Source organism: Pseudarthrobacter sp. BIM B-2242 (assembly GCF_014764445.1).
Taxonomy (GTDB): domain Bacteria; phylum Actinomycetota; class Actinomycetes; order Actinomycetales; family Micrococcaceae; genus Arthrobacter; species Arthrobacter luteus_A.
The window spans coordinates 3,001,663-3,026,346 of the sequence record NZ_CP061721.1; the positions used below are offsets into that span (position 1 = coordinate 3,001,663).

The following is a 24,684-nucleotide window of genomic DNA, read 5'->3' on the forward strand; positions in this document are numbered from 1 at the left end:
GCGTGTCCTCAGGTGCGCCGAAGCCTACGGGATCGGGACAGGCGTGACGCCGAGCGGCACCAGGTGCTCCGCCCCGCCGTCGGGAGCTGAGAGAACCCAGATCCCCCGATCGTGGACAGCCACGGAATGCTCCCACTGGCAGGAGCGCTTGCCGTCGGTGGTCACCACGGTCCAGTCATCCGCCAGGACGGCGGTATCGATGCTGCCGCGGACCAGCATGGGTTCAATGGCCAAGCATAGGCCGGCCTTGACCTTGGGGCCGCGGTGACTGGTCCGGTAGTTCAGGACGTCCGGCGCCATGTGCATCTCTGAGCCGATGCCGTGGCCCACGTAGTCCTCGAGGATGCCCAGCGGCTTGCCCGGAACCGACGAGACGTAGTCGTCGATGGCTGCGCCGACGTCTCCCACGTGGCCGCGCTTGGCCAGCGCCGCGATGCCGTGCCACATGGCTGCCTGGGTGACATCGGAGAGCCGCTGGTCCTCCGGATCTGCGGTGCCCACGATGACTGTCCGCGCGGAGTCCGAATGCCAGCCGTCAACAATCGCGCCGCCATCAATCGAGATGATGTCGCCGTCGTTCAGGACACGGCCGCCGGGGATGCCGTGCACCACTTCCTCGTTCACGGACGTGCAGACGGTGGCCGGGAATCCGTGGTAGCCAAGGAAGTTGGACTTGGCGCCGGCTTCGTTCAGCACCGCGGCGAAGACGTCGTCCAGGTGCTTGGTGGTGACGCCGGGCACGGCCGCTGCAACGGCAGCATCCAGTGCACGGCTCAAGACCAGGCCGGCCTCGTGCATGGTGCGCATCTGGGCGTTGGTTTTGTATTCGATACGGGGCTGGCCGAAGGCCATGGTGTGTCCTCTCAATGGCTGAGGCTCCTCCCGGGGTGCCGGGAGGAGCCTCGAAATACTGTTTGCCTGACTCAGGCGGCCTGTGCTGCCTTGATGGCAGACATCACGCGGTCGGTGACCTCGTCGATGCCGCCGATGCCGTCAACCTGGGTAAGGATGCCGCGTTCGGCATACTTGGCCACAACGGCCTCGGTCTGCTCGTGGTACAGGTCAAGGCGGTGGCGGATTACGGCTTCGTTGTCGTCGCTCCGGCCGGTTTCCTTGGCGCGGCCAAGCAGGCGGGCAACGAGTTCCTCGTCGTCGGCCGTGAGCTGCAGGACGACGTCGAGCTTTTCTTCGCTGTTCGCGAGGATCCCGTCGAGGTAGTCAACCTGCGCGGTGGTGCGCGGGTAGCCGTCCAGGAGGAAGCCGTTTTCGACGTCGTCCTTGCTGAGGCGGTCGCGGACCATTTTGTTGGTCACGCTGTCCGGAACGAAGTCCCCTGCGTCCATGTACTTCTTGGCTTCGATGCCAAGGGGCGTTTCGCCCTTTACATTCGCGCGGAAGATATCACCGGTGGAGATCGCCACGACACCGAGGCGCTCGGAAATACGTTCTGCCTGGGTTCCTTTACCGGAACCGGGCGGTCCAATAATCAACATTTTCGTCATCGCAAAAGCCCTTCGTAGTGACGTTGCTGTAGTTGCGCATCTATTTGCTTGACGGTTTCAAGGCCAACGCCCACCATGATCAGGATCGAGGTGCCACCGAACGGGAAGTTCTGGTTCGCGTTGATCAGTACCAGTGCAACCAATGGAATCAGCGCCACGAAGCCCAGGTACAGGGCGCCGGGCAGCGTGATCCGGGAGAGCACGTACTGCAGGTAGTCCGCGGTCGGTTTACCGGCACGGATACCCGGAATGAAACCGCCGTACTTCTTCATATTGTCGGAGACCTCTTCTGGGTTGAAGGTGATCGCGACGTAGAAGTATGTGAAAAACACGATCATGGCGAAGTACAGCGCCATATAGATCGGGTGGTCGCCACGGGTCAGGTTGTTGTTGATCCACTCAACCCACGGCTGAAGCTGTTCACCGGCTTTGGGCTGGTTGAACTGCGAGATAAGTCCCGGCAGGTAAAGCATGGAGGAAGCGAAGATCACGGGGATCACGCCGGCCATGTTCACCTTGATGGGAATGTAGGTGCTGGTGCCGCCTACCGTGCGGCGTCCGATCATGCGCTTGGCATACTGCACCGGAACGCGGCGCTGGGACTGCTCCACGAACACAACCAGGGCAACGGTCACAAGGCCGATGGCCAGGACCATAAAGAACGTGCCCGGACCCTGCGAGCTCCAGATGGCGCCCAGGGAAGTGGGGAAGGTCGCCGCGATGGAGGTGAAGATAAGCAGCGACATGCCGTTGCCCACACCCTTCTCGGTGACGAGCTCGCCCATCCACATGATGAGTCCGGTGCCGGCGGTGAGGGTGATGATCAGCAGGATTGTGGTGATAATGCTGTTATCCGGGATGATCGGCAGTGCACAGCCTGGCAGCAGCTGGCCTGAACGGGCCAGCGACACCAGCGTCGTAGCGTTCAGCAGGCCCAGTGCGATGGTGAGGTACCGCGTGTACTGCGTGAGCTTGGACTGCCCGGAGGCGCCCTCTTCGTACAGCTGCTGGAACCGGGGAATAACCACCCGGAGCAGCTGCACGATGATGCTGGCCGTAATATACGGCATGATGCCCAGGGCGAAGATGGACACCTGAAGCAAGGCACCGCCGCTGAACAGGTTGACGAGCTGGTAGAGCCCGCCTGCTGTCTGACCGTTCTGCAAGCATTGCTGGACATTCTGGTAGTTCACACCAGGCGAGGGAATGAAGGCACCCAAGCGGAAGATTGTGATGATTCCCAGCGTGAACAACAACTTGCGTCGCAGATCAGGCGTGCGAAAGGCCCGGCCAAATGCGCTAAGCAAGCGTCCTCCTGTGTTGTTAATAAGCGTGGTGTGATGGGGGTCAATAATCCCAACAACCGAGTCTAACGGGTGGATTGGCCATGCGAATAATCCGCAAGGTCAACCGCGCGACGGGCGGCAGGAAATTTTCGGCAGGCGGATATGAAGAAACTCCCGGCGTGCAGGGCCCTGGGGTCCTGCACACCGGGAGTTCACAACGGGCTTATGCCCACCGTCTACTAGAGAGCGGTGGTGCTTCCGCCTGCTGCAGCAATCTTCTCTGCGGCGCTGGCCGAGAATGCGTGGGCCGTGACGTCAACCTTGACGGTGATGTCGCCGGTGCCCAGCACCTTAACGGGCTGGTTCTTGCGAACGGCACCCTTTTCGACCAGGTTCTCCACGGTGACTGCGCCACCTTCCGGGAACAGCTCGTTGAGCTTGTCCAGGTTTACAACCTGGAACTCAACCCGGAACGGGTTCTTGAAGCCGCGCAGCTTCGGCAGGCGCATGTGCAGCGGCAACTGGCCGCCGGCAAAGCCAGCCTTGATCTGGTAGCGGGCCTTCGTACCCTTGGTACCGCGACCGGCGGTCTTACCCTTGGAACCTTCACCACGACCCACACGGGTCTTGGCGGTCTTGGCACCCGGGGCGGGACGCAGGTGGTGGACCTTCAGAGCGTTCTGCTTCTCAGCAGCCGCGCCCTGTGCCTTCTCAGCAGTGTTCTTCTCTGCCATTTACTTCGCCTCCTCTACCTGTACCAGGTGCGGAACCGTGTTGAGCATTCCAACGGTCACGGCGTCGGCGGTGCGGACAACGGTGTGTCCGATCCGCTTCAGGCCGAGGGACCGCAGGGTGTCGCGCTGGTTCTGCTTGCCGCCAATGACGGACTTGATCTGAGTGATCTCCAACTGAGCGTCGGAGGGAATCAGGTTCTTAGCCATGACTTAGACACCCGCCTTCTGGTTCAGGATTGCCTTCACCATTGCCGGCGGAGCAACCTCGTCGAGGGGCAGGCCGCGGCGTGCTGCCACTGCTGCCGGCTCTTCGAGGCGCTTCAGTGCATCAACGGTCGCGTGAACGATGTTGATGGCGTTCGAGGAACCGAGCGACTTGGAGAGGATGTCGTGGATGCCCACGCACTCCAGTACTGCACGGACCGGGCCACCGGCGATAACACCGGTACCGGCGGAAGCCGGACGCAGCATTACGACGCCTGCGGCAGCCTCACCCTGAACGCGGTGCGGGATGGTGTTGCCAATGCGGGGAACGCGGAAGAAGGACTTCTTAGCCTCTTCAACGCCCTTCGCGATTGCGGCGGGAACTTCCTTAGCCTTGCCGTAGCCAACGCCGACCATGCCGTTACCGTCGCCAACGACGACCAGAGCGGTGAAGCTGAAGCGACGACCACCCTTGACCACCTTGGAAACGCGGTTGATGGTGACAACGCGCTCGATGAACTGGCTCTTTTCAGCTTCACGGCCGCCGTCGCGGCCGCCACGGCCACCACGGTCGCCGCGGCCCTGGCCACGGTCTCCACGCTCGCCACGACGAGCGCCACCACGGCGGTCATCGGCAGCGGCTGCGGGAGCAGTGGTCTCAGTGGCCGGAGCAGCTACGGCTTCAGTCGCCTTCTGATCTGCAGACACAGTGTCCTTTTCGTTGTTTGCTTCCGTCACAGTGACAGCCCACCTTCACGTGCGCCGTCAGCGACAGCGGCAATCCGGCCGTGGTACTTGTTACCACCGCGGTCGAAGACAACTGCTTCGATACCGGCAGCCTTCGCGCGCTCGGCAACGAGCTCGCCAACGCGCTTGGCCTTGGCGGTCTTGTCGCCTTCGAATGCACGAAGATCGGCTTCCAGTGTGGAGGCGCTTGCCACGGTCAGGCCCTTGGTGTCATCGACAACCTGGACGAATACGTGGCGTGCGGAACGGTTGACGACCAGACGAGGACGTACAGCCGTACCGGAGATGCGCTTACGGATACGAAGCTGGCGGCGGCTGCGCGAAGCAGACTTGCTCTTGTTCGTACGCTTCTTGTTAATTGAGATGGCCATGGTTACTTACCAGCCTTTCCGACCTTGCGGCGGATGACTTCGCCTGCGTAGCGAATGCCCTTGCCCTTATAGGGGTCCGGCTTCCGCAGCTTGCGAATGTTGGCAGCAACCTCGCCGACCTGCTGCTTGTTGATACCTGAAACAGAGAGCTTGGTCGGGGTCTCAACTGCAAAGGTGATGCCGTCCGGTGCGGAGACATTTACCGGGTGGCTGTAGCCGAGAGCGAACTCAAGGTCAGATCCCTTGGCCTGAACGCGGTAACCAGTACCAACGATTTCAAGCTTCTTCTCGTAGCCCTTGGTAACGCCCTCGATCATGTTGGAGATCAGGGTGCGGGTCAGGCCGTGGAGTGAACGGGAGGCGCGCTCGTCGTTCGGGCGGGCGACAGTCAGGGTGTCTGCTTCCAGGGAAACCTCGATCGGGCTGGCCACAGTGTGGTTCAGCTCGCCTTTGGAACCCTTGACGCTGACGACAGAGCCGTCAACCTTGACCTCAACGCCGGCGGGAACGGTGATGGGGAGACGTCCAATACGTGACATTATTCTCTTCCTTTCCCGTTACCAGACGTAGGCGAGGACTTCGCCGCCCACGCCCTTCTTGCCGGCTTGCTTATCAGTCAAGAGGCCGGAAGAGGTGGACAGGATTGCGACACCCAGGCAACCGAGCACGTGCGGGAGGTTGGTGGACTTTGCGTAAACACGCAGGCCCGGCTTGGAAATACGACGAACACCAGCGATTGAACGCTCGCGGTTCGGTCCGAACTTGAGCTCGAGGGTCAGCTTCTTGCCAACCTCAGCGTCTTCTTCTTTCCAGGAGGCGATGTAACCTTCGGCCTTCAGGATGTCGGCAACGCGTGCCTTGAGCTTGCTGTACGGCATGGACACGGAATCGTGGTATGCCGAGTTTGCATTGCGCAGACGCGTAAGCATGTCTGCGACAGGATCTGTCATTGTCATTGTGGGCTCTTGCCCTTCCTCATAACGGTTTCCTCGCTGCGGCAAAGCCTCAGCGAAGGACCTGTTACGTAGCTAGATTAGTCTTCGGCCTTGAACGGGAAACCAAGCGCCTTCAGCAGCGCACGGCCTTCGTCATCGGTCTTGGCAGTGGTAACAACCGTGATGTCCATGCCGCGGGTGCGGTCGATGGAATCCTGGTCGATTTCGTGGAACATAACCTGTTCGGTCAGACCGAAGGTGTAGTTGCCATTGCCATCGAACTGCTTGCCGCTGAGGCCGCGGAAGTCGCGGATACGGGGCAGAGCCAGCGTGACCAGACGATCCAGGAATTCCCACATGCGGTCTCCACGCAGAGTTGCGTGTGCGCCGATGGGCATGCCTTCGCGCAGCTTGAACTGTGCGATCGACTTGCGGGCCTTGGTTACCTGCGGCTTCTGGCCGGTGATCAGGGTCAGATCGCGGACAGCGCCGTCGATCAGCTTGGAGTCCTTGGCGGCATCTCCAACACCCATGTTCACAACGACCTTCACCAGGCGGGGAACCTGATTGACGTTGTTGTAGCTGAATTCCTCAATGAGCGTGCTCTTGATGGAATCGGCGTACTTGGTCTTCAGACGAGGAACGATCTTCGTTGCCGGAGTCTCGAGAGTCTCAGTCATTAGATGTCCTTCCCGGAGCTCTTGGCCACGCGGACACGCACTTCGCGCTTCACGCCATCGCGCTCAACGGTCTCGGTGCGGAAACCGACGCGGGTGGGCTTCTTGGTGGACGGGTCAACCAGAGCCACGTTGGAGATGTGGATCGAAGCTTCGACGACCTCGATGCCACCGGTCTTGGTGCCGCGCTGCGACTGACCGACCTTGGTGTGCTTGGTTACGCGGTTAATGCCTTCAACCAACACGCGGTTGGTCTCCGGGAATACGCGCAGAACCTTGCCCTGCTTACCCTTGTCGCCGCCGCGCTCAGCCTTGGCGCCAGTGATGACCTGAACGAGGTCACCCTTTTTGATCTTAGCCATGGACTAGAGCACCTCCGGAGCCAGAGAAACGATCTTCATGAACTTCTTGTCACGGAGTTCACGACCAACCGGTCCGAAGATACGGGTACCGCGGGGGTCACCGTCAGCCTTCAGGATCACAGCTGCGTTCTCGTCAAACTTGATGTAGGAACCATCCGCACGGCGGCGTTCCTTCTTGGTACGGACGATGACTGCCTTAACAACATCGCCCTTCTTTACGTTGCCGCCCGGAATTGCGTCCTTGACGGTAGCGACGATAACGTCGCCAATGCCTGCGTAGCGACGGCCAGATCCACCGAGAACGCGAATGGTAAGGATTTCCTTAGCACCCGTGTTGTCGGCGACCTTGAGTCGCGACTCCTGCTGAATCACTATTTACTCCTTGCGTCGCGCCGGTTCTCAGACCGAAAATCTTCCTACGGAATGAGCCTTGCGGAACGGTTGATCGGGGTGTCTCTTGACCTGCCTGGATTTTGCCAGACCAGGCCTAAACTCCCGTGCCAAAAACATTTGCTTCCCAGGCGGTTCCGGACAGGTCCGAAGCGCTAGGGGGCACTATGCCGTGGCACGATTGTTTACGAGGTTGATGTCGGCACACGAAAGGCGCCATACAAACTCAAAATCTTAGCACAGTTTGGCCCAGCTCCCATATCACAGAGCAGCTGTCCCTGCCCATTCGCCGCCGACAGCACACGGGAACCACCGACGACGTCACGCACCGCACGCTGCTGGCCCGCCCCGGGTGCCGCTCCCCCGAAATCCCGGCCACCCGCCGTCGGACGCTCTCTCACTTAATGCGGGTTTTCGGCCGACGCTCTCTCACTTTCTTGAAGAAAGTGAGAGAGCGTCCAAGGAAATTCCACGTTAAGTGAGAGAGCGTCCGGGGTGGAGGGGCGGACGACGGCGGCACCCACGCCACGTTTTGGCCCGCCGCGTGCCGGGCGGCCCAGTTGCTACTCCCCCGGTTAACGCGGGAAACCCCCGCTCCCAAAAGGGAACGGGGGTTTCCGTGCAATACCTGCGGGCAGGTGTTACTTGGCCTTTTCGAGGACCTCAACCAGACGCCACCGCTTGGTGGCGGACAGCGGGCGGGTCTCGGCGAGGAGAACGAGGTCGCCGATGCCGGCGGTGTTCTCTTCGTCGTGAGCCTTGATCTTCGTGTTGCGGCGGATGACCTTGCCGTACAAAGCGTGCTTTACGCGGTCTTCTACCTGGACAACGATGGTCTTTTCCATCTTGTCCGAGACCACGTAGCCACGCTTCGTCTTACGGTAACCGCGTTCGCCAGCCGTAGCTGCTGCGGAAACAGTTTCCGTCACGTTCTCGTCCTTTTCACTCACTTGGCATCCTCCTCGGTCTCAACCGTTTCAGCCTTTTCGGCCTTCTTGGTTGCGGCCTTCTTGGACTTCTTTTCTTCCTTGGCTTCCACAACCGGTGCGGCAACCTCGGCACGAATGCCCAGCTCGCGCTCACGGAGAACGGTGTAGATGCGTGCGATGTCCTTCTTTACCGCGCGCAGACGACCGTGGTTCTCCAGCTGACCGGTGGCGGACTGGAAACGCAGGTTGAACAGCTCTTCCTTAGCCTTACGGAGTTCTTCAACGAGGCGCTCGTTGTCGAACGTGTCCAGCTGTGCGGATGCAAGTTCCTTGGATCCTACTGCCATTTCTATTCACCACCTTCGCGACGCAAAATGCGTGCCTTCAACGGGAGCTTGTGGATTGCCAGGCGCAGGGCCTCGCGAGCTACCGATTCTTCGACGCCGGAGATCTCAAAGAGAACCCGACCCGGCTTGACGTTAGCGACCCACCACTCCGGTGAACCCTTACCGGAACCCATGCGGGTTTCGGCCGGCTTCTTCGTGATCGGACGGTCCGGGTAAATGTTGATCCAGACCTTGCCGCCACGCTTGATGTGGCGGGTCATCGCGATACGGGCAGATTCGATCTGACGGTTGGTGACGTATGCCGGGCTCAGAGCCTGGATGCCGTACTCGCCGAACGAGACCTTGGTGCCGCCCGTAGCAGTTCCGGAGCGACCCGGGTGGTGCTGCTTACGGTGCTTGACTCGACGTGGGATAAGCATTTAAGCCTGTCCTCCTTCTACTGCAGCGGGTGCAGCCTCAACTGCCGGAGCGGCGGCAGCCGGAGCTGCCTCTGCTGCCGGACGGTCGGTACGACGGCGGCGGTCACCACGGTCAGCGCCACCCGGGCGGCCCGGACGATCGCTGGGGCCGCGGCCACGGGACGGAGCAGCAGCTGCCTGCTGAGCCAGTTCCTTGGAGGTGACGTCACCCTTGTAGATCCAGACCTTCACGCCGATGCGGCCGAAGGTGGTCTTGGCCTCGTAGAAGCCGTAGTCGATGTTCGCACGGAGGGTGTGCAGGGGCACACGGCCTTCGCGGTAGAACTCCGAGCGGGACATTTCAGCGCCGCCCAGTCGACCGGAGCAAGCGATACGGATGCCCTTGGCACCTGCACGCTGTGCGGACTGCATGGCCTTCTTCATCGCACGGCGGAAAGCCACGCGGGAAGTCAGCTGCTCAGCAACGCCCTGGGCAACAAGCTGTGCTTCCATCTCGGGGTTCTTGACCTCGAGGATGTTCAGCTGAACCTGCTTGCCCGTCAGCTTCTCAAGCTCGCCGCGGATGCGGTCTGCTTCAGCGCCGCGGCGGCCGATGACGATGCCGGGACGTGCCGTGTGGATATCCACGCGGACACGGTCACGGGTGCGCTCGATTTCAACCTTGGCGATGCCGGCGCGCTCCATGCCCGTGGACATGAGCTGGCGGATACGGATGTCTTCGCGAACGAAGTCCTTGTACCGCTGGCCGGCCTTGGTGCTGTCAGCAAACCAGTGCGATACGTGATCGGTGGTGATGCCGAGTCGGAACCCGTGCGGGTTAACTTTCTGTCCCACTTAGCGAGCCTCCTCTTTCTCCGGGGTAGCGACTACCACGGTGATGTGGCTCGTGCGCTTCTTGATCTGAAATGCACGACCCTGGGCGCGCGGCTGGAACCGCTTCATGGTCGGGCCTTCATCAACAAACGCTTCGCTGATGATGAGGTCACCTTCGTCAAACGCAACACCGTCGCGGTCCGCGAGGACCCGGGCGTTGGAGATTGCCGACTGAACTACCTTGAATACCGGCTCTGAAGCTGCCTGTGGGGCAAACTTCAGAATTGCCAGAGCCTCATTCGCTTGCTTACCACGAACAAGGTTGACGACGCGCCGGGCCTTCATAGGCGTTACGCGGATGTGACGCGCAATTGCCTTGGCTTCCATTGCTTTCCTTCTCTCGTCTTTGACGTAAGTGCAGGCGCCTAGCGGCGCTTGCCCTTACGGTCGTCCTTGACATGGCCGCGGAATGTCCGCGTGGGAGCGAATTCGCCGAGCTTGTGCCCGACCATCGACTCAGTGACAAACACCGGGATGTGCTTGCGTCCGTCGTGCACGGCGATCGTGTGCCCGAGCATGTCGGGAATGATCATCGAACGGCGGGACCAGGTCTTGATGACGTTCTTGGTGCCCTTTTCGTTTTCCCTGTCCACCTTCACAAAGAGGTGCTGGTCAACGAAAGGACCTTTTTTCAGGCTGCGTGGCATGTGTCCAGGCTCCTATCGCTTGTTCTTGCCAGTACGACGACGACGCACAATAAGCTTGTCGCTCTCTTTGTTCGGGCGGCGGGTGCGGCCCTCACGCTTACCGTTCGGGTTGACGGGGTGACGTCCACCGGACGTCTTACCCTCGCCACCACCGTGCGGGTGGTCAACCGGGTTCATGGCGACACCACGGACGGTCGGGCGAACGCCCTTCCACCGCATACGGCCGGCCTTGCCCCAGTTGATGTTCGACTGCTCGGCGTTGCCGACCTCGCCGATGGTTGCGCGGCAGCGCACATCAACGTTGCGGATTTCGCCGGAAGGCAGACGCAGCTGGGCGAAGCGGCCTTCCTTGGCAACAAGCTGGATCGATGCGCCGGCGGAGCGGCCCATCTTGGCGCCGCCGCCCGGACGCAGTTCGACTGCGTGGATTACGGTACCGACCGGGATGTTGAGCAGGGGCAGGTTGTTACCGGGCTTGATGTCAGCACCGGCACCTGCCTCAACGACGTCACCCTGGGACAGCTTGTTCGGGGCGATGATGTAACGCTTGGTGCCATCAACGTAGTGCAGGAGGGCGATGCGAGCCGTGCGGTTCGGATCGTACTCGATTTCGGCAACGCGGGCGTTGACGCCGTCCTTGTCGTGGCGACGGAAGTCGATCAGACGGTACTGGCGCTTGTGGCCACCACCCTTGTGACGGGTGGTGATCTTACCGGTGTTGTTACGGCCGCCCTTTTTGGGCAGCGGACGTACCAACGACTTTTCCGGCGTTGACCGCGTGATTTCGGTGAAGTCCGCTACGCTCGAGCCACGACGGCCCGGTGTAGTCGGCTTGTACTTACGGATTCCCATAGTTTATTTCCTCGTTAAAGTGGTCTCCGCTACGAGAGCGGACCGCCGAAGATGTCGATGGTGCCTTCTTTGAGGCTCACAATTGCACGCTTGGTGCTCTTGCGGGTACCCCATCCGAATTTGGTGCGCTTGCGCTTACCGGCACGGTTGATGGTGTTGATCGATTCGACCTTGACGGAGAAAATCTTCTCCACGGCCAGCTTGATCTCGGTCTTGTTCGAGCGGGGGTCCACCAGGAAGGTGTACTTGCCCTCATCGATCAGGCCGTAGCTTTTTTCCGATACGACGGGTGCAAGCACGACGTCGCGCGGGTCTTTGATGGTGGCTGCACTCACTTGGCATCCTCCTCGTTCTTTGCTACTGCCTTGTCAGCAACGAATGCTTCGTAGGCAGCCTTGGTGAAGACAACGTCGTCAGAGACGAGTACGTCGTAGGTGTTCAGCTGGTCTGCGTACAGAACGTGAACACCGGCGAGGTTGCGCACGGAAAGTGCTGCAACATCGTTGGCGCGCTCGATGACAACCAGCAGGTTCTTGCGCTCGGAAACTCCGCGCAGCGTTGCAAGTGCGGACTTGACGGACGGCTTGGTGCCCTCCACCAGTTCAGCAACAACGTGGATGCGTCCGTTGCGGGCCCGGTCAGACAGTGCGCCGCGCAGGGCAGCAGCAATCATCTTCTTGGGGGTGCGCTGGCTGTAGTCACGCGGTGTGGGACCGTGGACAACGCCACCACCGGTCATGTGAGGAGCACGGATTGAACCCTGACGGGCGCGGCCGGTGCCCTTCTGCTTGAACGGCTTGCGACCTGCACCGGAAACCTCGGCGCGGGTCTTGGTTTTGTGGGTACCCTGGCGAGCAGCAGCGAGCTGGGCAACGACGACCTGGTGCAGCAGCGGCACGTTGGTCTGAACGTCGAAGATCTCTGCAGGCAGGTCAACCTTGACAGTGCTAGTCATTTAACTAGGCTCCCTTCACGGCGGTGCGTACGAGTACGACCTGGCCGCGGGCGCCGGGGACGGCACCCTTGATCAGGAGCAGCGACTTCTCGACGTCAACTGCGTGAACCGTGAGGTTCAGCGTGGTGTGACGAACGGCGCCCATGCGGCCGGCCATTTTCATGCCCTTGAAGACGCGGCTCGGGGTGGATGCGCCACCGATTGAACCGGGCTTACGGTGGTTCTTGTGGGCACCGTGGGAAGCTCCAACGCCGTGGAAGCCGTGACGCTTCATAACGCCGGCGAAGCCCTTACCCTTGGTGGTGCCGATGACGTCGATCTTCTGGCCGGCTTCGAAGAGCTCAACAGAAAGCTCCTGGCCCAGCTCGTAAGTGTCAGCATCTGCAGTGCGCAGTTCGACGACGTGGCGGCGAGGCGTGACGCCTGCCTTTTCAAAGTGACCAGCCAGCGGCTTGGTGACCTTGCGGGGATCGATCTGGCCGTAGCCGATCTGTACAGCTACGTAGCCATCAGTGTCTGCGTTGCGCAGCTGGGTGATGACGTTCGAATCTGCCTGGACCACAGTGACGGGGATGAGCTTGTTGTTCTCGTCCCAGACCTGGGTCATGCCGAGCTTCGTGCCCAGCAGGCCCTTTACGTTACGGGTTGCGGTCATAGTCTCTCAGCACCTCCCTACAGCTTGATTTCGATGTTCACGTCGGCCGGCAGGTCGAGACGCATAAGCGAGTCAACAGCCTTCGGCGTGGGATCGATGATGTCGATAAGACGCTTGTGCGTGCGCATTTCAAAGTGCTCGCGGCTGTCCTTGTACTTGTGCGGAGAGCGGATTACGCAGTAGATGTTCTTCTCCGTAGGCAGCGGCACAGGGCCAACTACCGTTGCGCCTGCGCGCGTGACCGTCTCAACGATCTTCCGGGCTGAAACGTCAATGACCTCGTGGTCGTATGACTTCAGCCGGATGCGGATTTTTTGTCCCGCCATGTCGCCTGACTCTCTTTCAGTTAGTGCTGCTCTGAGTAGGGCTGCTCTGTTCACTTTCGTGTTGCATGTGGCTGCCGAAGCATTTGAAGTCTGAACTACCACCCGCCGCACAAGCTGAATCCGGATGAATCCGGGTTCCTCAACCTGCCGACGTAACCGACCCCCGCGGTCGGGCGTGTCGCGCTTAGCACGCATACAAATCCGCAGTTCCATGGGGAGTGGGTTATGTTTGGGCTTCCACTTGGACCCTGACACCCGGCATTATCCGGATCGGGACACGAAGAAGCGCTTGAACAACTCATCTAGTATGCCGGATATTGTGCGGAGAAGCGAATCTGCAGCCCGGCGCCTCCCTACGGCGCCGTCGGCCCTCAGCGTCCGGGCCCGTGAGTCTCCGGTCGGAGGCCATTGCCTTCCCCAACATCCGAATGGATGATGGGGTCATGACCGTCGAAAATGACGTTTCCATTCAGGATCTGGCCGGCCGCCTGCCGCCCTCCTTCACTCTGGGAGTAGCCGCGGCCGCGTTCCAGATTGAAGGTGCCCTGGCCACCGACGGCCGGGGCCCCTCAGGCTGGGATGCTTTCGTGGAGAAGCCCGGAGCCATCTGGGACGGCCACTCGCCGGCAATGGCCTGCGACCATTACAACCGCTCGGCCGAAGATGTGGCGCTCATGCGGGAGCTCGGAGTCGATTCCTACCGCTTTTCGCTTTCCTGGCCCCGGATCCAGCCCGATGGCCGCGGCCCCTTCAACGAGCAGGGCCTGGATTTCTATGACCGGCTGATCGACCAGCTTCTTGACGCGGGCATCTCGCCCATGGCGACGTTGTACCACTGGGATACGCCCCTGCCTCTGGAACACGGCGGCGGCTGGATGAACAGGGCCACGGCCGAAAGGTTCGCTGAATATTCAGCTGCGGCCGGCCGGCGTTTTGGTGACCGCATAGACCAGTGGGTCACGCTCAATGAGCCCGCGTCCGTTGTACTGAACGGCTACGCCCTGGGCACCCATGCCCCCGGGCGCTACCTTCTTTTTGACGCTTTTCCTGCCGTCCACAACCAGCTGCTGGCACACGGCCTGGCTGTGCAGGCCCTGCGTGCGGAGGGGGTCCGCGGCAGCATTGGCGTGACCAACCTGCACTCCCCCGTTCGCCCAGCAACAGGAAAGTTTGCCGACAGGGCCGCTGCCAAGGTCTTCGACATGATGTTGAACCGGATTTACGCGGATCCTCTCCTGCTTGGCCGGTACCCTTTCGCTCTCCGGCTTGCGAAGCCGTGGCTGCGTTCGCTGCCCAGGATTTCCGACGCAGATCTCCGCACCATCCATCAGCCGGTGGACTTCTACGGGGTGAACTACTATCAGCCGGTGAAAGTTGCGGCCGGGCAGGGCACCGGCGAAGACCTGACGGTTCCGGCGGAAGCGATGATCAAGATTCCGGCCCACCAGGTGCCGTTTGATGAGTACGAGACAACGGGTTTCGGGTGGCCGGTGGCTCCGGATCATCTGGGGATCCTGCTGCGTGAACTCAAGGACCGCTACAAGGATGCTTTGCCGCCGATTTACATCACGGAGAGCGGTGCCAGCTTCCCGGAGCCCGAACATGTCACCGGCCCCGTGCCAGACCAGCCCCGGATCAACTACATCGCGGCACATCTGCAGCATGCTATGGAGGCCACAGCCCCCGGGGGCATCGCTGACGACGTAGAACTACGCGGCTATTACGTGTGGACGCTGATGGACAACTTTGAGTGGGCTGCCGGCTACTCTCAGCGGTTTGGCCTGGTCCACGTGGACTTCGAAACCCTGGAGCGCACGCCGAAGGAATCGTTCTACTGGTACCAGGCACTGAGCCAGGCCCGGAAACCGCTGGCCGGCTAAGGCCTGGCTACTGGTTCTTGTTGGCGCGGTTGATGCGCTTTGCGCGGTCAATCTCGTTGCGGAAATGCTTCTTGGCCCAGAACACTCCTGCGACCACGGCAACAACGATGACCAGAAAAATCAGGAATTCCATGATGTACTCCTCTCGCTGCTAGCAACAGTATCAGTGCCGGCCTGACGGTTCCCGGTGGTTGCCTGGGTGAGGATCACCAGCGTGGGGGTTGCCGGACCCTGGCGTCCCCGAGGGTCCCGGTCCTGCCTCCGGCCCGCTGCCTGGCCCCGTATTCGGTCCACTGCCTGGTCCGGCGTTCGGTCCCGTGTTTGGTCCCGTATTTGGTCCGGCTTCCGGCGCCGCAGTGGACGTGCGGTTGAGCCGCCAGACGGCAAACACGATGAGTCCCACGGCCACCAGCGCCAGGAGAACGAACGTGTAGTTCCTCATCGCCCACAGAATGCAGGCCGCCACTCCGGCCGCTCCCCACCAGACAAAAAGCCGCTCGCCCACAATCAGCCCGGCCACCAGCAGGGCCGCGAACAGCACCAGTATCCACAGTTGCTGCGCACCGGTGCCGCCGAACACCACACCCAGGCCACTGAACGACAGCAACAAGGCAGCTGCTCCCACCAGGATCCGCCCGGCCGCGCGGTCGCCGGAGAAGTAGCGCAAGCCACCGAGGACGGCAGCCAAAAGCACGTACCACTGGACCACCCAGAAGGGATCCGGCAGGTCACCGAATCCGCGGCTGTTGAGCCGGCCCGGTCCATCCAGGACGAAGATTGCGGCCCGCTGGACCGCGGCGGTCAGCACCAGCGCGCCGGCTTCCAGCACAACCCGGCGGGCGCTCACGGGAGCCTCATGGTAGGCAATCGCGACGGCGGCAGCCAGGACGGCTGCCGCCGTCCAGGAGGTTTCATCGTGCGGAACTCCGGCCATGGCCACGAGGATGACTGCCACGAAGGCTGCCCCGGCAAGGGCCCAGCGGCGTACCGGATCGGACTGCAGCGGCGTACCACGAACCAGCCGCACGGCGTAAAGCACTATGGCTGCCGAGCCTGCGCCGGCCAGCCACGGCAGGAAGTTGCCCCAAACGCCGGTCTGGTCCGGGATGGACTCCGCCGCCAGTGCCATGGCACCGCTTAGTGCCGCCACAGCCGCCAGCGGATACAGCAGCGGCTGGCCTTCGACATGCGACGCCGCAAAGAACACAGCCGAAAGCACCAGGACGGCGGCGCCGGTGACCCAGTCTTCCGCCAACGGTGCGAGAACCAGGCCGGCAACGGCGAAGGAGCCAGCGGTTACCAGCCAGAGCCAATGCTCGCTGTCCTCTGTGCCAACGTTCAGCCTCCGACGCAGGATGCCCGCAGCGACCGCAACTAACGCCACGGTCAGCAGGACGACGGCAGTTCCGGTATGGCTCAGTATGGCCGCCGCCAGGTGTGTCCCGCCGAAGGTGAACAGCGGACCCAGGCTCAGCACCCCGAACAGCGCAGCGTATACGGTGAAGTAAAGAGCACCGCGCGCGCCGAAGAACTTCCTGGCAACGACGGCGGAAGCCAGGAGCATCAGCAGTTCCAGCAGCACCACCCAGCGGCCGCCGTCGTCCTCCCCCGCCTGCAGCCGTGCGCTCCCCCGACCTGCCACATACACAAGCGGCAGCAGCGCCTGGCCCGCCAGCGTGATCCAAACGGCTGCCTGCTGGAACGGAACCTCGGCCAGCCGTGCGCGCATCGCCCACCGGACCGCATGCTGGGCGGCGAGCACCACGGCGAAGGTCAGCGAAACCACTGTGGGGGAAGCGGAGATGTCGTAGCTGAGGACCAGCGCCAGGGCGGCAGTCAGCACGCGGGCGGCGACAAAGTACCAGCCCTTCCGTAGGCGCTCCGGCTCGGCCACCACCATCACTGCCGCATACACGGCGAAGATGCCGAGTATCAGCTCTACGTTGAGGAGGTTGCCGTCACTGAAGACAAGCAGCGAACCAAACGCGAACGGCGCCAGCCAGACGGCGCCGGTCTCCCTGCGGAGGAAGTAGCCGGACGCCGCAGCGCCCAGGGCTGTAAGCACGGCGGCGGAAGTGGCCTGCCAGCCCGTGGACATCGATTGCGCGAGGCTGGCGGTGGCCACCACCTGCATGACGACCACAGCGCCGGCATCCGCGAGGACCCACCGGGGAGCACGACGGCGGGCGGTGGCCAGCAGAGGCAAGCCCACCTGGAGTGCCAATACTGTCACGAGGACCGTGGCGGGGCGGAGCGCCTCGTCCGCGATGACCACCGGACCCGCCTCGTCGTGGAGTTGGCGGAAGGCGGTCAGGGCAAGGACCGTTGCTCCTGCCCGGGCCAACCACCAGTACGCCCAGCGGTGCTGACGCAGCGGCAGTTGAACCGCAATGATCGCCAGATAGGCAACTACCAGGATCAGAACTACGTTTCCGGCACCCTGGGAGACCAACCGGAAGGCTACGGCTGCGGTAACCAGGGACATGGCCAGCGGCATGGCTTCCCATACGGTCGCGGACCAGTCCTTGTCCGCGGCGGGCCGGGGAACCAGCAGCAACCCGATGGCCAAGGCCGCCGTCAGTTGGATGAGCAGGGCAACAAATGTCAGTTCGTGGGCCGGCAAGGTCTCAAGGAACGGCAGCCCGATCAGGACCAGGGCTCCAGCACCCGCGAAAGCACCCAGCGTTGCCTCCGGCGCGACGGTCTTGACGCCTGACCGCTGCAGGAGGGCAGTCAGGAGTTGCTGGCACACCAGTGCTATCAAGAGCGCGAATGCCGCGGCTTCAGCCCGCGCCGGACCATGGTCAACGACAGCTGTTACAGTCACGGGCACCGCCAGCGTCAAAGCGACCCGGGCTCCCAGTACAAGCCGACCGCGGAATGTACCTGACGCAAATGCTGCCCGGGCAGCCCAGTAGGCAGCGCCGAGGAACAGCATGACGGCAAACGGCCAGTCACCCATGGACGGGGACGCCAGCCCGGCAAGGACCAGGGCAGCCGCCGGCGGCCATTCGGTCCGGCCCGGCCACCGGGCCGCCAGGACCATGCCCGTCACCAGCGCCAACAGCACCGGAACCCAGAGGGGCACGGGTCCATCCACCTGCAACGAGCCTTGGCCGGTAAGGCTGCGGAAGAGACCCGCAGTAGCCTCAGCGATACCGTAGGCGGCCGCCGCTGCAAGCTGCAGAACGAAGGTCACCGAAGCATCGGCGGGCCAGCGGCCGCGGGCGCTGCCCGTGCCCGTGCCCGTGCCGGGATCGGAACCCGAACCGGCGGGGGCCTGCAGTCGCTGCGCCGCCTCGGGGAATCTTGTGGCTAACCGGTCCGTCAGCAGTACCAACCCAAATGCCTGGACTGCAAGCAGGACGCAGAGGGCCAACAGTGCGTCGCTCCCCCGGCCGGTGAGGTCCCAGATTGCGACTGCGGCCGCCACAGTCAGGGCAGCCCGGGCCAGGTAGAAGTTTCGGAGCCCCAGCGGACCCTGGACCACAGCCATCAGGGCGAAGTAGATCCCGCACAGGGCGATGATCAGCGCATACTCCGCTTTGTCCAGATACAGCGGCACACATGTGGCCGCCACAGCGACGGCCGGGACGACGTAAGGATGCAGGACCATCAGAGGCCGGACATAGACCGGTGGCAACCAGCCGGGCCGTCCCAGCGCCAGGCAGGTCAGCACCACTGCCACGCCCATCAGGGCGGCGAAGTACCAGACCAGTGCGCCCCCGAGGACGGAAACGCCCGAGAACGCGGTGGAGGCGACGAACGTCAGCGACAGGTAAACCAGGACCCGGCTCTCCAGCCGGACAGCCGCCGCAACATAGGCAACAGTGCCCACCAGCGATGTCAGTAGCCAGGCGGTGGGGCCGTCCGGCAGGGCAAAGTTGTAGAGTGCCAGCCCGGCGACAGGAACCATGGCGAGGCCAGTGCCTGTGAATGCCACCGCTGCAGGCCGAAGCCGCGGGACCCTGGCGTGAAGGACGAAGCCTGCACCGTAGAACAGCGCCGTCACGGTGCAGACCCCCGCAAAGCGCATCGTCGGAGGAAGGCTGGTACCAATGAACAGTGCGGCAGCAGCGACCAGCAGAAGGCTGGCCACATACAGGGTGATGTTGATGTTCTGGCGGTCCCGCTTTTCACGGCGGGCCTCGCGCTGGGCAGGCGTTTCCGGATATGACCGGAAGGACGCCGCAGGAGCCTGGGGCGGCACGATGGAAGACCTCGGGGTGGTGACCAGGGGTGCCGCTGGGGGCGCAGGCGAAGCAGGCGAAGCAGGCGGGGACTGGATTTTTACAGGCGCAGGCGGGGCCTGCTGCGCGGCTGGAGTCGGGGACCGCACTGCCGCCCATGGTGACGCTGGCGGCATGGAAACGGGGACATCAGCATTTCCTGCCGGAGCCGGAGCAGGACGATCGCCGCGTACCGCCGTCGGCCCCTCCCCTGCGGACGGTTCAGCAGGGGCAGGACTAACAGGCTCACTGGTTGCCAGGCGTGCCCCGTCCTCTGCCTGCAGCTTGGCCATGGCGTCTAGCCACCCTTGGAGGTGCCCGGCGCGGTAGCCCGCTTCAAACATTTCGTCCCTCACGGCGATCCCTCTCTACGGCGCAGCAGCCTGCACAATTAATCCAATGAGTGGATTAACCATAGCAAACAACAGCCCCGCTGCGAAGATACGCAGCGGGGCTGTTGATAAGTCTCAAGGACCCGGCAAGCGGGCTCCTGATCCTAGATCAGCAAGTGGTTACTTGATGATCTTGGTGACACGGCCTGAACCAACGGTGCGGCCGCCTTCGCGGATAGCGAAGCCGAGGCCCTCTTCCATGGCGATGGGCTGGATGAGCGCAACGGTCATCTCAGTGTTGTCGCCAGGCATAACCATTTCCGTGCCTTCCGGCAGGGTGATAACGCCGGTTACGTCCGTGGTGCGGAAGTAGAACTGCGGGCGGTAGTTGGAGTAGAACGGGTTGTGACGTCCGCCTTCGTCCTTGGAGAGGATGTAGACGTTAGCCTCGAAGTCGGTGTGCGGGGTGATGGAACCCGGCTTGACGACAACCTGGCCACGCTCTACGTCATCACGCTTCAGACCGCGGAGCAGGAGGCCACAGTTCTCGCCGGCCCATGCTTCATCGAGCTGCTTGTGGAACATCTCGATACCGGTAACCGTGGTCTTCTGGACCGGGCGGATGCCGACGATCTCGACCTCGGAGTTGATGGCGAGGGTTCCACGCTCGGCGCGGCCCGTTACAACGGTGCCACGGCCGGTGATGGTGAAGACATCTTCAATCGGCATCAGGAAGGGCTTGTCGCGGTCGCGGATGGGGTCCGGAACAGAGTTGTCCACGGCCTCCATGAGTTCCTCAACGGACTTGACCCACTCGGGGTCGCCTTCCAGGGCCTTCAGGCCGGAAACGCGGACAACCGGTGCTTCGTCGCCATCGAAGCCCTGCGAGCTGAGGAGCTCACGAACTTCCATTTCAACGAGGTCCAGCAGTTCCTCATCGTCAACCATGTCGGACTTGTTCAGCGCGACCAGCAGGTAGGGAACACCAACCTGGCGGGCGAGCAGAACGTGCTCGCGAGTCTGAGCCATCGGGCCGTCAGTGGCGGCAACCACGAGGATTGCACCGTCCATCTGAGCAGCACCGGTGATCATGTTCTTGATGTAGTCAGCGTGACCCGGAGCGTCTACGTGTGCGTAGTGGCGCTTCTCGGTCTGGTACTCAACGTGGGAGATGTTGATGGTAATGCCGCGCTGACGCTCTTCGGGAGCAGAGTCAATGGACGCGAAGTCACGCTTCTCGTTGAGAGTCGGGTACTTGTCGTACAGCACCTTGGAAATGGCGGCCGTCAACGTCGTCTTACCGTGGTCAACGTGACCAATGGTGCCGATGTTAACGTGCGGCTTAGTCCGCTCGAACTTTGCCTTTGCCACAGGTTCCTCCTAGAACGTTTTCAAATGACTTACCCTTCAACCGCGCTTATCGCGGCAGAAACTCAGGTAAGTCTACTTGGGGGGCTTTGGATTGGTGAAATTGCAGATTCAGGAACTAATACTAGTGCCTAGTGCCTGTTCGTGCAGATGGCCAGGAACCGGCCAAAACCGGGACTGCGTCCTGACCCGGTTCCGGCCATCTGCACCAGGTGTGCTTCCGCTAAGCGGAAACGCACCCGAGTTTGTCGCTGTGAAAGTCCGAAGGACTATTCGCCGCGGGTCTTCTGGATGATCTCGTCGGCAACTGCCTTCGGGACCTCGGCGTAGCTGTTGAACGTCATGGAGTACACAGCGCGGCCCTGGGTCTTCGAACGCAGGTCACCGATGTAGCCGAACATGCCGGACAGCGGGACGTGCGCACGGATGACCTTGACACCCTGTGCATCTTCCATGGACTGCATCTGGCCACGGCGTGAGTTGATGTCGCCGATAACTTCACCCATGTATTCCTCAGGGGTGCGGACTTCGACATCCATCAGCGGTTCGAGCAGAACAGGGTTCGCCTTGCGTGCAGCTTCCTTGAAAGCCATACGGCCGGCGATCTTGAACGCCATTTCCGAGGAGTCAACATCGTGGTAAGCGCCATCAATCAGCGTTGCCTTGATGCCAACAACCGGGTAACCGGCCAGGACGCCGTCGTTCAGTGCATCCTGGATACCCGCGTCAACGGACGGGATGTATTCGCGCGGAACGCGGCCACCGGTGACCTTGTTCTCAAACGCGTACAGCTCGCCGTCGGCGGTGTCCATCGGCTCGATCGCGATCTGGATCTTTGCGAACTGACCCGAACCACCGGTCTGCTTCTTGTGCGTGTAGTCGTGACGCTCTACTGCACGCTTGATGGTTTCGCGGTAAGCAACCTGCGGCTTGCCGACGTTCGCCTCGACCTTGAATTCGCGGCGCATGCGGTCCACCAGGATGTCCAGGTGGAGCTCGCCCATGCCGGCGATGATGGTCTGACCAGTGTCTTCGTTGAGGGAGACCTGGAAGGTCGGGTCCTCAGCGGAGAGCTTCTGGATGGCCGTGGAGAGCTTCTCCTGGTCACCCTTGGTGTTCGGCTCGATGGCAACCGAGATCACGGGCTCCGGGAAGCTCATGGACTCGAGAACGATCTGGTTGGCGGAGTCGCACAGGGTGTCACCCGTGGTGGTGTCCTTCAGACCGATGGCTGCGTAGATGTGGCCGGCGGTAGCGCCCTCAACGGGCATTTCCTTGTTGGCGTGCATCTGGAACAGCTTGCCGATGCGCTCTTTCTTGCCCTTGGTGGAGTTGACCACCTGTGCGCCTGCTTCCACGTGACCGGAGTACACGCGGATGAAGGTGAGCTGGCCGAAGAACGGGTGCGCGGCAATCTTGAACGCCAGAGCCGAGAAAGGCTCTTCGGAAGACGGCTTGCGGGTCAGTTCCTTCTCTTCGTCGCGGGGATCGTGACCGATCATCGGCGGGACGTCGAGCGGGTTCGGCAGGTAGTCGATGACAGCATCGAGCATCGGCTGAACGCCACGGTTCTTGAACGCGGAGCCACAGAACACCGGGTAGAGCTCAGAGTTGATGGTCATCTTGCGGATGCCGGCCTTGAGCTCGTCGACGGAAATCTCTTCGCCTTCGAGGTACTTCTCCATGAGCTCTTCAGAAGACTCTGCAACGGCCTCAATGAGGGCTGCGCGGTATTCCTCAGCCTTTTCCTTGAGGTCAGCCGGGATCTCCTGGATCTCGTACTTGGCACCCATGGTGACGTCACCCTTGGAGTCGCCGGGCCAGACCAGTGCACGCATGTACAGCAGGTCGACGACGCCGATGAAGTCGTTCTCGGCACCGATGGGCAGCTGCATTACCAGCGGCTTGGCACCGAGACGGCTGATGATGGTGTCGACGGTGAAGTAGAAGTCAGCGCCGAGCTTGTCCATCTTGTTGACGAAGCAGATGCGCGGAACGTTGTACTTGTCAGCCTGGCGCCAAACGGTCTCGGACTGCGGCTCAACACCTTCCTTGCCATCGAAGACGGCGACAGCGCCATCGAGGACGCGCAGTGAGCGCTCAACCTCAACGGTGAAGTCAACGTGGCCGGGGGTGTCGATGATGTTGATCTGGTTGTTTTCCCAGAAGCAGGTCACGGCGGCAGACGTGATGGTGATGCCGCGTTCCTTTTCCTGTTCCATCCAGTCAGTGGTCGAAGCGCCGTCGTGCGTTTCGCCGATCTTGTGGTTCACACCCGTGTAAAACAGGATGCGCTCGGTGGTGGTGGTCTTGCCGGCATCAATGTGGGCCATGATGCCGATGTTGCGGACCTTACTAAGGTCTGTAAGCACGTCCTGTGCCACGGTGTCTCCCTTTCGGATGGACTGCACGTTCGCCGCCGGCTCAGGTGAGCCGGCGGCGTCCGGGAAGTATTACCAGCGGTAGTGTGCGAAGGCCTTGTTGGACTCGGCCATCTTGTGGGTGTCTTCGCGACGCTTCACAGCGGCACCGAGACCGTTGGAGGCATCCAGGATTTCGTTCTGGAGGCGCTCGGTCATGGTCTTTTCGCGGCGGGCCTTGGAGTAGCCAACCAGCCAACGCAGGGCGAGGGCGGTCGAGCGACCCGGCTTGACCTCAACCGGAACCTGGTAGGTGGCGCCACCAACGCGGCGTGAGCGGACCTCGAGGGAAGGCTTGACGTTGTCCATGGCCTTCTTGAGGGCTGCTACGGGGTCGCCGCCGGACTTGGCGCGGGCGCCTTCGAGGGCACCGTAAACGATGCGCTCTGCGGTGGACTTCTTGCCGTCAACGAGCACCTTGTTGATGAGCTGGGTGACCAGCGGGGAGCCGTAAACGGGATCTAGTACGAGCGGCCGCTTCGGGGCCGGACCCTTGCGAGGCATATTACTTCTTCTCCATCTTTGCGCCGTAACGGCTGCGTGCCTGCTTACGGTTCTTCACACCCTGGGTATCGAGGGCGCCACGGACGATCTTGTAACGGACACCCGGAAGGTCCTTAACACGACCACCGCGAACGAGCACAATGGAGTGCTCCTGCAGGTTGTGGCCTACACCGGGGATGTAGGCAGTAACTTCCACGCCACCGTTGAGGCGCACACGTGCGACCTTACGCAGAGCCGAGTTCGGCTTCTTGGGGGTGGTGGTGTAAACGCGGGTGCAAACACCGCGGCGCATCGGGCTGCCATTCAGGGCAGGAGCCTTGGTCTTTTTGACCTTAGGCGTGCGGCCCTTGCGGACCAGCTGGTTAATCGTAGGCACTCTCGTGTTCTCCGTTGGTTTGATCTCTACCGATACATCCAGGCGTCAGCCGTCATCGCATCGGTTTTGGCGTTGTCCTTGCAGCCTTGGTGTCTCGAATCGTGCCTAGGCGTGCAAAAGAGTGGCATTCGTTGCGCACCTAACCCGCAACCCGGAAACAAGCTCACACCCAACATCATGAGAACAAAACCAAAATGATGCTGCGGCGGCCTTCATCCACTGCCACACAGAACAATTACCAAAATTCTAGCACGGCTTGCTCCCGCGCCTTAATCGGGTGTAAGGAGGGCGACGGCGGAAGCCGGGTGCCGCCGTCGTGTTCCCCCCCCCAGCGTCCTTCCGCGCTTAAGCAGCAACGCGGGGT

The 24,684-nt window shown here is 61.9% G+C and carries 30 protein-coding genes; 1 reads left to right on the forward strand and 29 read right to left on the reverse strand.

What is annotated here, in order from left to right:
• Positions 1–24: 24 nt before the first annotated feature.
• The 23 genes from map to rpsJ form a co-directional block, all read right to left on the reverse strand.
• The gene (gene map / locus IDT60_RS13765) at positions 25–852 is read right to left on the reverse strand and encodes a type I methionyl aminopeptidase (RefSeq protein ID WP_191081955.1); all 828 of its coding nucleotides are present in this window, start codon (positions 850–852) and stop codon (positions 25–27) included.
• 71 nt (positions 853–923) lie between these two features.
• A complete protein-coding gene (locus IDT60_RS13770; RefSeq protein ID WP_191081956.1) occupies positions 924–1,493 on the reverse strand; it encodes an adenylate kinase in 570 nt (189 codons plus the stop codon).
• A gap of 5 nt (positions 1,494–1,498) precedes the next feature.
• On the reverse strand, positions 1,499–2,809 hold the full coding sequence (gene secY, locus IDT60_RS13775; RefSeq protein ID WP_164205906.1) for a preprotein translocase subunit SecY: 1,311 nt from the start codon (positions 2,807–2,809) through the stop codon (positions 1,499–1,501).
• Positions 2,810–3,027: 218 nt separating this feature from the next.
• Positions 3,028–3,522 carry a 50S ribosomal protein L15 gene (rplO, locus tag IDT60_RS13780; protein ID WP_051628706.1) on the reverse strand — a complete coding sequence of 165 codons (495 nt, stop codon included), beginning with the start codon at positions 3,520–3,522 and terminating at the stop codon, positions 3,028–3,030.
• On the reverse strand, positions 3,523–3,729 hold the full coding sequence (gene rpmD, locus IDT60_RS13785; RefSeq protein ID WP_164205902.1) for a 50S ribosomal protein L30: 207 nt from the start codon (positions 3,727–3,729) through the stop codon (positions 3,523–3,525).
• 3 nt (positions 3,730–3,732) lie between these two features.
• Positions 3,733–4,464, reverse strand: coding sequence for a 30S ribosomal protein S5 (gene rpsE, locus IDT60_RS13790; protein WP_164205900.1), 732 nt, complete (start codon positions 4,462–4,464; stop codon positions 3,733–3,735).
• A complete protein-coding gene (gene rplR / locus IDT60_RS13795; protein WP_058931720.1) occupies positions 4,461–4,844 on the reverse strand; it encodes a 50S ribosomal protein L18 in 384 nt (127 codons plus the stop codon). The genes rpsE and rplR overlap by 4 nt, the downstream gene beginning before the upstream one ends.
• Before the next feature lie 2 nt (positions 4,845–4,846).
• Positions 4,847–5,383 (reverse strand): 50S ribosomal protein L6, encoded by a 537-nt coding sequence (rplF, locus tag IDT60_RS13800; protein ID WP_104042533.1) that lies wholly within the window; start codon positions 5,381–5,383, stop codon positions 4,847–4,849.
• Positions 5,384–5,401: 18 nt separating this feature from the next.
• Positions 5,402–5,800, reverse strand: coding sequence for a 30S ribosomal protein S8 (rpsH, locus tag IDT60_RS13805; protein WP_191079470.1), 399 nt, complete (start codon positions 5,798–5,800; stop codon positions 5,402–5,404).
• Between the two features lie 77 nt (positions 5,801–5,877).
• Positions 5,878–6,459, reverse strand: a complete 582-nt coding sequence (gene rplE, locus IDT60_RS13810; protein ID WP_164205897.1) for a 50S ribosomal protein L5 — start codon at positions 6,457–6,459, stop codon at positions 5,878–5,880.
• Positions 6,459–6,818 carry a 50S ribosomal protein L24 gene (gene rplX / locus IDT60_RS13815; protein ID WP_024366125.1) on the reverse strand — a complete coding sequence of 120 codons (360 nt, stop codon included), beginning with the start codon at positions 6,816–6,818 and terminating at the stop codon, positions 6,459–6,461. The genes rplE and rplX overlap by 1 nt, the downstream gene beginning before the upstream one ends.
• Before the next feature lie 3 nt (positions 6,819–6,821).
• Entirely contained in the window at positions 6,822–7,190 is a 369-nt protein-coding gene (gene rplN / locus IDT60_RS13820; protein ID WP_024366126.1) for a 50S ribosomal protein L14, read from the reverse strand.
• Between the two features lie 659 nt (positions 7,191–7,849).
• On the reverse strand, positions 7,850–8,158 hold the full coding sequence (gene rpsQ / locus IDT60_RS13825; protein ID WP_164205895.1) for a 30S ribosomal protein S17: 309 nt from the start codon (positions 8,156–8,158) through the stop codon (positions 7,850–7,852).
• A complete protein-coding gene (rpmC, locus tag IDT60_RS13830) occupies positions 8,155–8,484 on the reverse strand; it encodes a 50S ribosomal protein L29 (protein ID WP_066293285.1) in 330 nt (109 codons plus the stop codon). The genes rpsQ and rpmC overlap by 4 nt, the downstream gene beginning before the upstream one ends.
• Before the next feature lie 2 nt (positions 8,485–8,486).
• Positions 8,487–8,903, reverse strand: coding sequence for a 50S ribosomal protein L16 (gene rplP, locus IDT60_RS13835; protein ID WP_108599007.1), 417 nt, complete (start codon positions 8,901–8,903; stop codon positions 8,487–8,489).
• Positions 8,904–9,737 carry a 30S ribosomal protein S3 gene (gene rpsC, locus IDT60_RS13840; RefSeq protein WP_164205893.1) on the reverse strand — a complete coding sequence of 278 codons (834 nt, stop codon included), beginning with the start codon at positions 9,735–9,737 and terminating at the stop codon, positions 8,904–8,906.
• On the reverse strand, positions 9,738–10,103 hold the full coding sequence (rplV, locus tag IDT60_RS13845) for a 50S ribosomal protein L22 (protein WP_003803798.1): 366 nt from the start codon (positions 10,101–10,103) through the stop codon (positions 9,738–9,740).
• Between the two features lie 38 nt (positions 10,104–10,141).
• Positions 10,142–10,423 (reverse strand): 30S ribosomal protein S19, encoded by a 282-nt coding sequence (rpsS, locus tag IDT60_RS13850; RefSeq protein ID WP_011692805.1) that lies wholly within the window; start codon positions 10,421–10,423, stop codon positions 10,142–10,144.
• A 12-nt stretch (positions 10,424–10,435) separates the two neighbouring features.
• Entirely contained in the window at positions 10,436–11,275 is an 840-nt protein-coding gene (gene rplB / locus IDT60_RS13855; RefSeq protein ID WP_164205891.1) for a 50S ribosomal protein L2, read from the reverse strand.
• A 29-nt stretch (positions 11,276–11,304) separates the two neighbouring features.
• On the reverse strand, positions 11,305–11,610 hold the full coding sequence (gene rplW / locus IDT60_RS13860) for a 50S ribosomal protein L23 (RefSeq protein ID WP_090950936.1): 306 nt from the start codon (positions 11,608–11,610) through the stop codon (positions 11,305–11,307).
• A complete protein-coding gene (gene rplD / locus IDT60_RS13865; protein ID WP_164205889.1) occupies positions 11,607–12,230 on the reverse strand; it encodes a 50S ribosomal protein L4 in 624 nt (207 codons plus the stop codon). Before rplD ends, rplW begins: the two co-directional genes overlap by 4 nt.
• 4 nt (positions 12,231–12,234) lie before the next feature.
• Positions 12,235–12,885, reverse strand: coding sequence for a 50S ribosomal protein L3 (gene rplC, locus IDT60_RS13870; RefSeq protein WP_108599010.1), 651 nt, complete (start codon positions 12,883–12,885; stop codon positions 12,235–12,237).
• A gap of 17 nt (positions 12,886–12,902) precedes the next feature.
• Positions 12,903–13,211 carry a 30S ribosomal protein S10 gene (gene rpsJ / locus IDT60_RS13875; RefSeq protein ID WP_038464699.1) on the reverse strand — a complete coding sequence of 103 codons (309 nt, stop codon included), beginning with the start codon at positions 13,209–13,211 and terminating at the stop codon, positions 12,903–12,905.
• Between the two features lie 443 nt (positions 13,212–13,654).
• On the opposite strand from rpsJ, the gene IDT60_RS13880 reads away from it, so the two are divergent.
• Entirely contained in the window at positions 13,655–15,091 is a 1,437-nt protein-coding gene (locus IDT60_RS13880; protein ID WP_191079471.1) for a GH1 family beta-glucosidase, read from the forward strand.
• 7 nt (positions 15,092–15,098) lie between these two features.
• Here IDT60_RS13880 and IDT60_RS23420 read toward each other — a convergent pair whose 3' ends face one another.
• The 6 genes from IDT60_RS23420 to rpsL all read right to left on the reverse strand — a co-directional run bounded on the left by IDT60_RS23420 (position 15,099) and on the right by rpsL (position 24,320).
• Positions 15,099–15,224, reverse strand: coding sequence for a hypothetical protein (locus IDT60_RS23420; protein ID WP_255527060.1), 126 nt, complete (start codon positions 15,222–15,224; stop codon positions 15,099–15,101).
• Between the two features lie 30 nt (positions 15,225–15,254).
• Positions 15,255–19,301, reverse strand: coding sequence for a hypothetical protein (locus IDT60_RS13885; RefSeq protein ID WP_191079472.1), 4,047 nt, complete (start codon positions 19,299–19,301; stop codon positions 15,255–15,257).
• Positions 19,302–19,832: 531 nt separating this feature from the next.
• Entirely contained in the window at positions 19,833–21,023 is a 1,191-nt protein-coding gene (tuf, locus tag IDT60_RS13890; protein WP_164205885.1) for an elongation factor Tu, read from the reverse strand.
• Between the two features lie 266 nt (positions 21,024–21,289).
• Positions 21,290–23,404: an elongation factor G gene (fusA, locus tag IDT60_RS13895; protein ID WP_191079473.1), complete on the reverse strand. Its 2,115-nt coding sequence runs from the start codon at positions 23,402–23,404 to the stop codon at positions 21,290–21,292.
• A gap of 69 nt (positions 23,405–23,473) precedes the next feature.
• On the reverse strand, positions 23,474–23,944 hold the full coding sequence (rpsG, locus tag IDT60_RS13900; protein WP_026531948.1) for a 30S ribosomal protein S7: 471 nt from the start codon (positions 23,942–23,944) through the stop codon (positions 23,474–23,476).
• 1 nt (position 23,945) lies between these two features.
• On the reverse strand, positions 23,946–24,320 hold the full coding sequence (gene rpsL, locus IDT60_RS13905; RefSeq protein ID WP_011692814.1) for a 30S ribosomal protein S12: 375 nt from the start codon (positions 24,318–24,320) through the stop codon (positions 23,946–23,948).
• Positions 24,321–24,684 lie beyond the last annotated feature (364 nt).

Coding starts and splice junctions, on each gene's coding strand:
- map (WP_191081955.1), bottom strand. CDS start 852: ATGGCCTTCGGCCAGCCCCGTATCGAATACAAAACCAACGCCCAGATG.
- IDT60_RS13770 (WP_191081956.1), bottom strand. CDS start 1,493: ATGTTGATTATTGGACCGCCCGGTTCCGGTAAAGGAACCCAGGCAGAA.
- rplO (WP_051628706.1), bottom strand. CDS start 3,522: ATGGCAGAGAAGAACACTGCTGAGAAGGCACAGGGCGCGGCTGCTGAG.
- rpmD (WP_164205902.1), bottom strand. CDS start 3,729: ATGGCTAAGAACCTGATTCCCTCCGACGCTCAGTTGGAGATCACTCAG.
- rplR (WP_058931720.1), bottom strand. CDS start 4,844: ATGGCCATCTCAATTAACAAGAAGCGTACGAACAAGAGCAAGTCTGCT.
- rplF (WP_104042533.1), bottom strand. CDS start 5,383: ATGTCACGTATTGGACGTCTCCCCATCACCGTTCCCGCCGGCGTTGAG.
- rpsH (WP_191079470.1), bottom strand. CDS start 5,800: ATGACAATGACAGATCCTGTCGCAGACATGCTTACGCGTCTGCGCAAT.
- rplE (WP_164205897.1), bottom strand. CDS start 6,459: ATGACTGAGACTCTCGAGACTCCGGCAACGAAGATCGTTCCTCGTCTG.
- rplX (WP_024366125.1), bottom strand. CDS start 6,818: ATGGCTAAGATCAAAAAGGGTGACCTCGTTCAGGTCATCACTGGCGCC.
- rpmC (WP_066293285.1), bottom strand. CDS start 8,484: ATGGCAGTAGGATCCAAGGAACTTGCATCCGCACAGCTGGACACGTTC.
- rplP (WP_108599007.1), bottom strand. CDS start 8,903: ATGCTTATCCCACGTCGAGTCAAGCACCGTAAGCAGCACCACCCGGGT.
- rplV (WP_003803798.1), bottom strand. CDS start 10,103: ATGGAAGCCAAGGCAATTGCGCGTCACATCCGCGTAACGCCTATGAAG.
- rpsS (WP_011692805.1), bottom strand. CDS start 10,423: ATGCCACGCAGCCTGAAAAAAGGTCCTTTCGTTGACCAGCACCTCTTT.
- rplB (WP_164205891.1), bottom strand. CDS start 11,275: ATGGGAATCCGTAAGTACAAGCCGACTACACCGGGCCGTCGTGGCTCG.
- rplD (WP_164205889.1), bottom strand. CDS start 12,230: ATGACTAGCACTGTCAAGGTTGACCTGCCTGCAGAGATCTTCGACGTT.
- rplC (WP_108599010.1), bottom strand. CDS start 12,885: ATGACCGCAACCCGTAACGTAAAGGGCCTGCTGGGCACGAAGCTCGGC.
- rpsJ (WP_038464699.1), bottom strand. CDS start 13,211: ATGGCGGGACAAAAAATCCGCATCCGGCTGAAGTCATACGACCACGAG.
- IDT60_RS13880 (WP_191079471.1), top strand. CDS start 13,655: ATGACCGTCGAAAATGACGTTTCCATTCAGGATCTGGCCGGCCGCCTG.
- IDT60_RS23420 (WP_255527060.1), bottom strand. CDS start 15,224: ATGGAATTCCTGATTTTTCTGGTCATCGTTGTTGCCGTGGTCGCAGGA.
- rpsG (WP_026531948.1), bottom strand. CDS start 23,944: ATGCCTCGCAAGGGTCCGGCCCCGAAGCGGCCGCTCGTACTAGATCCC.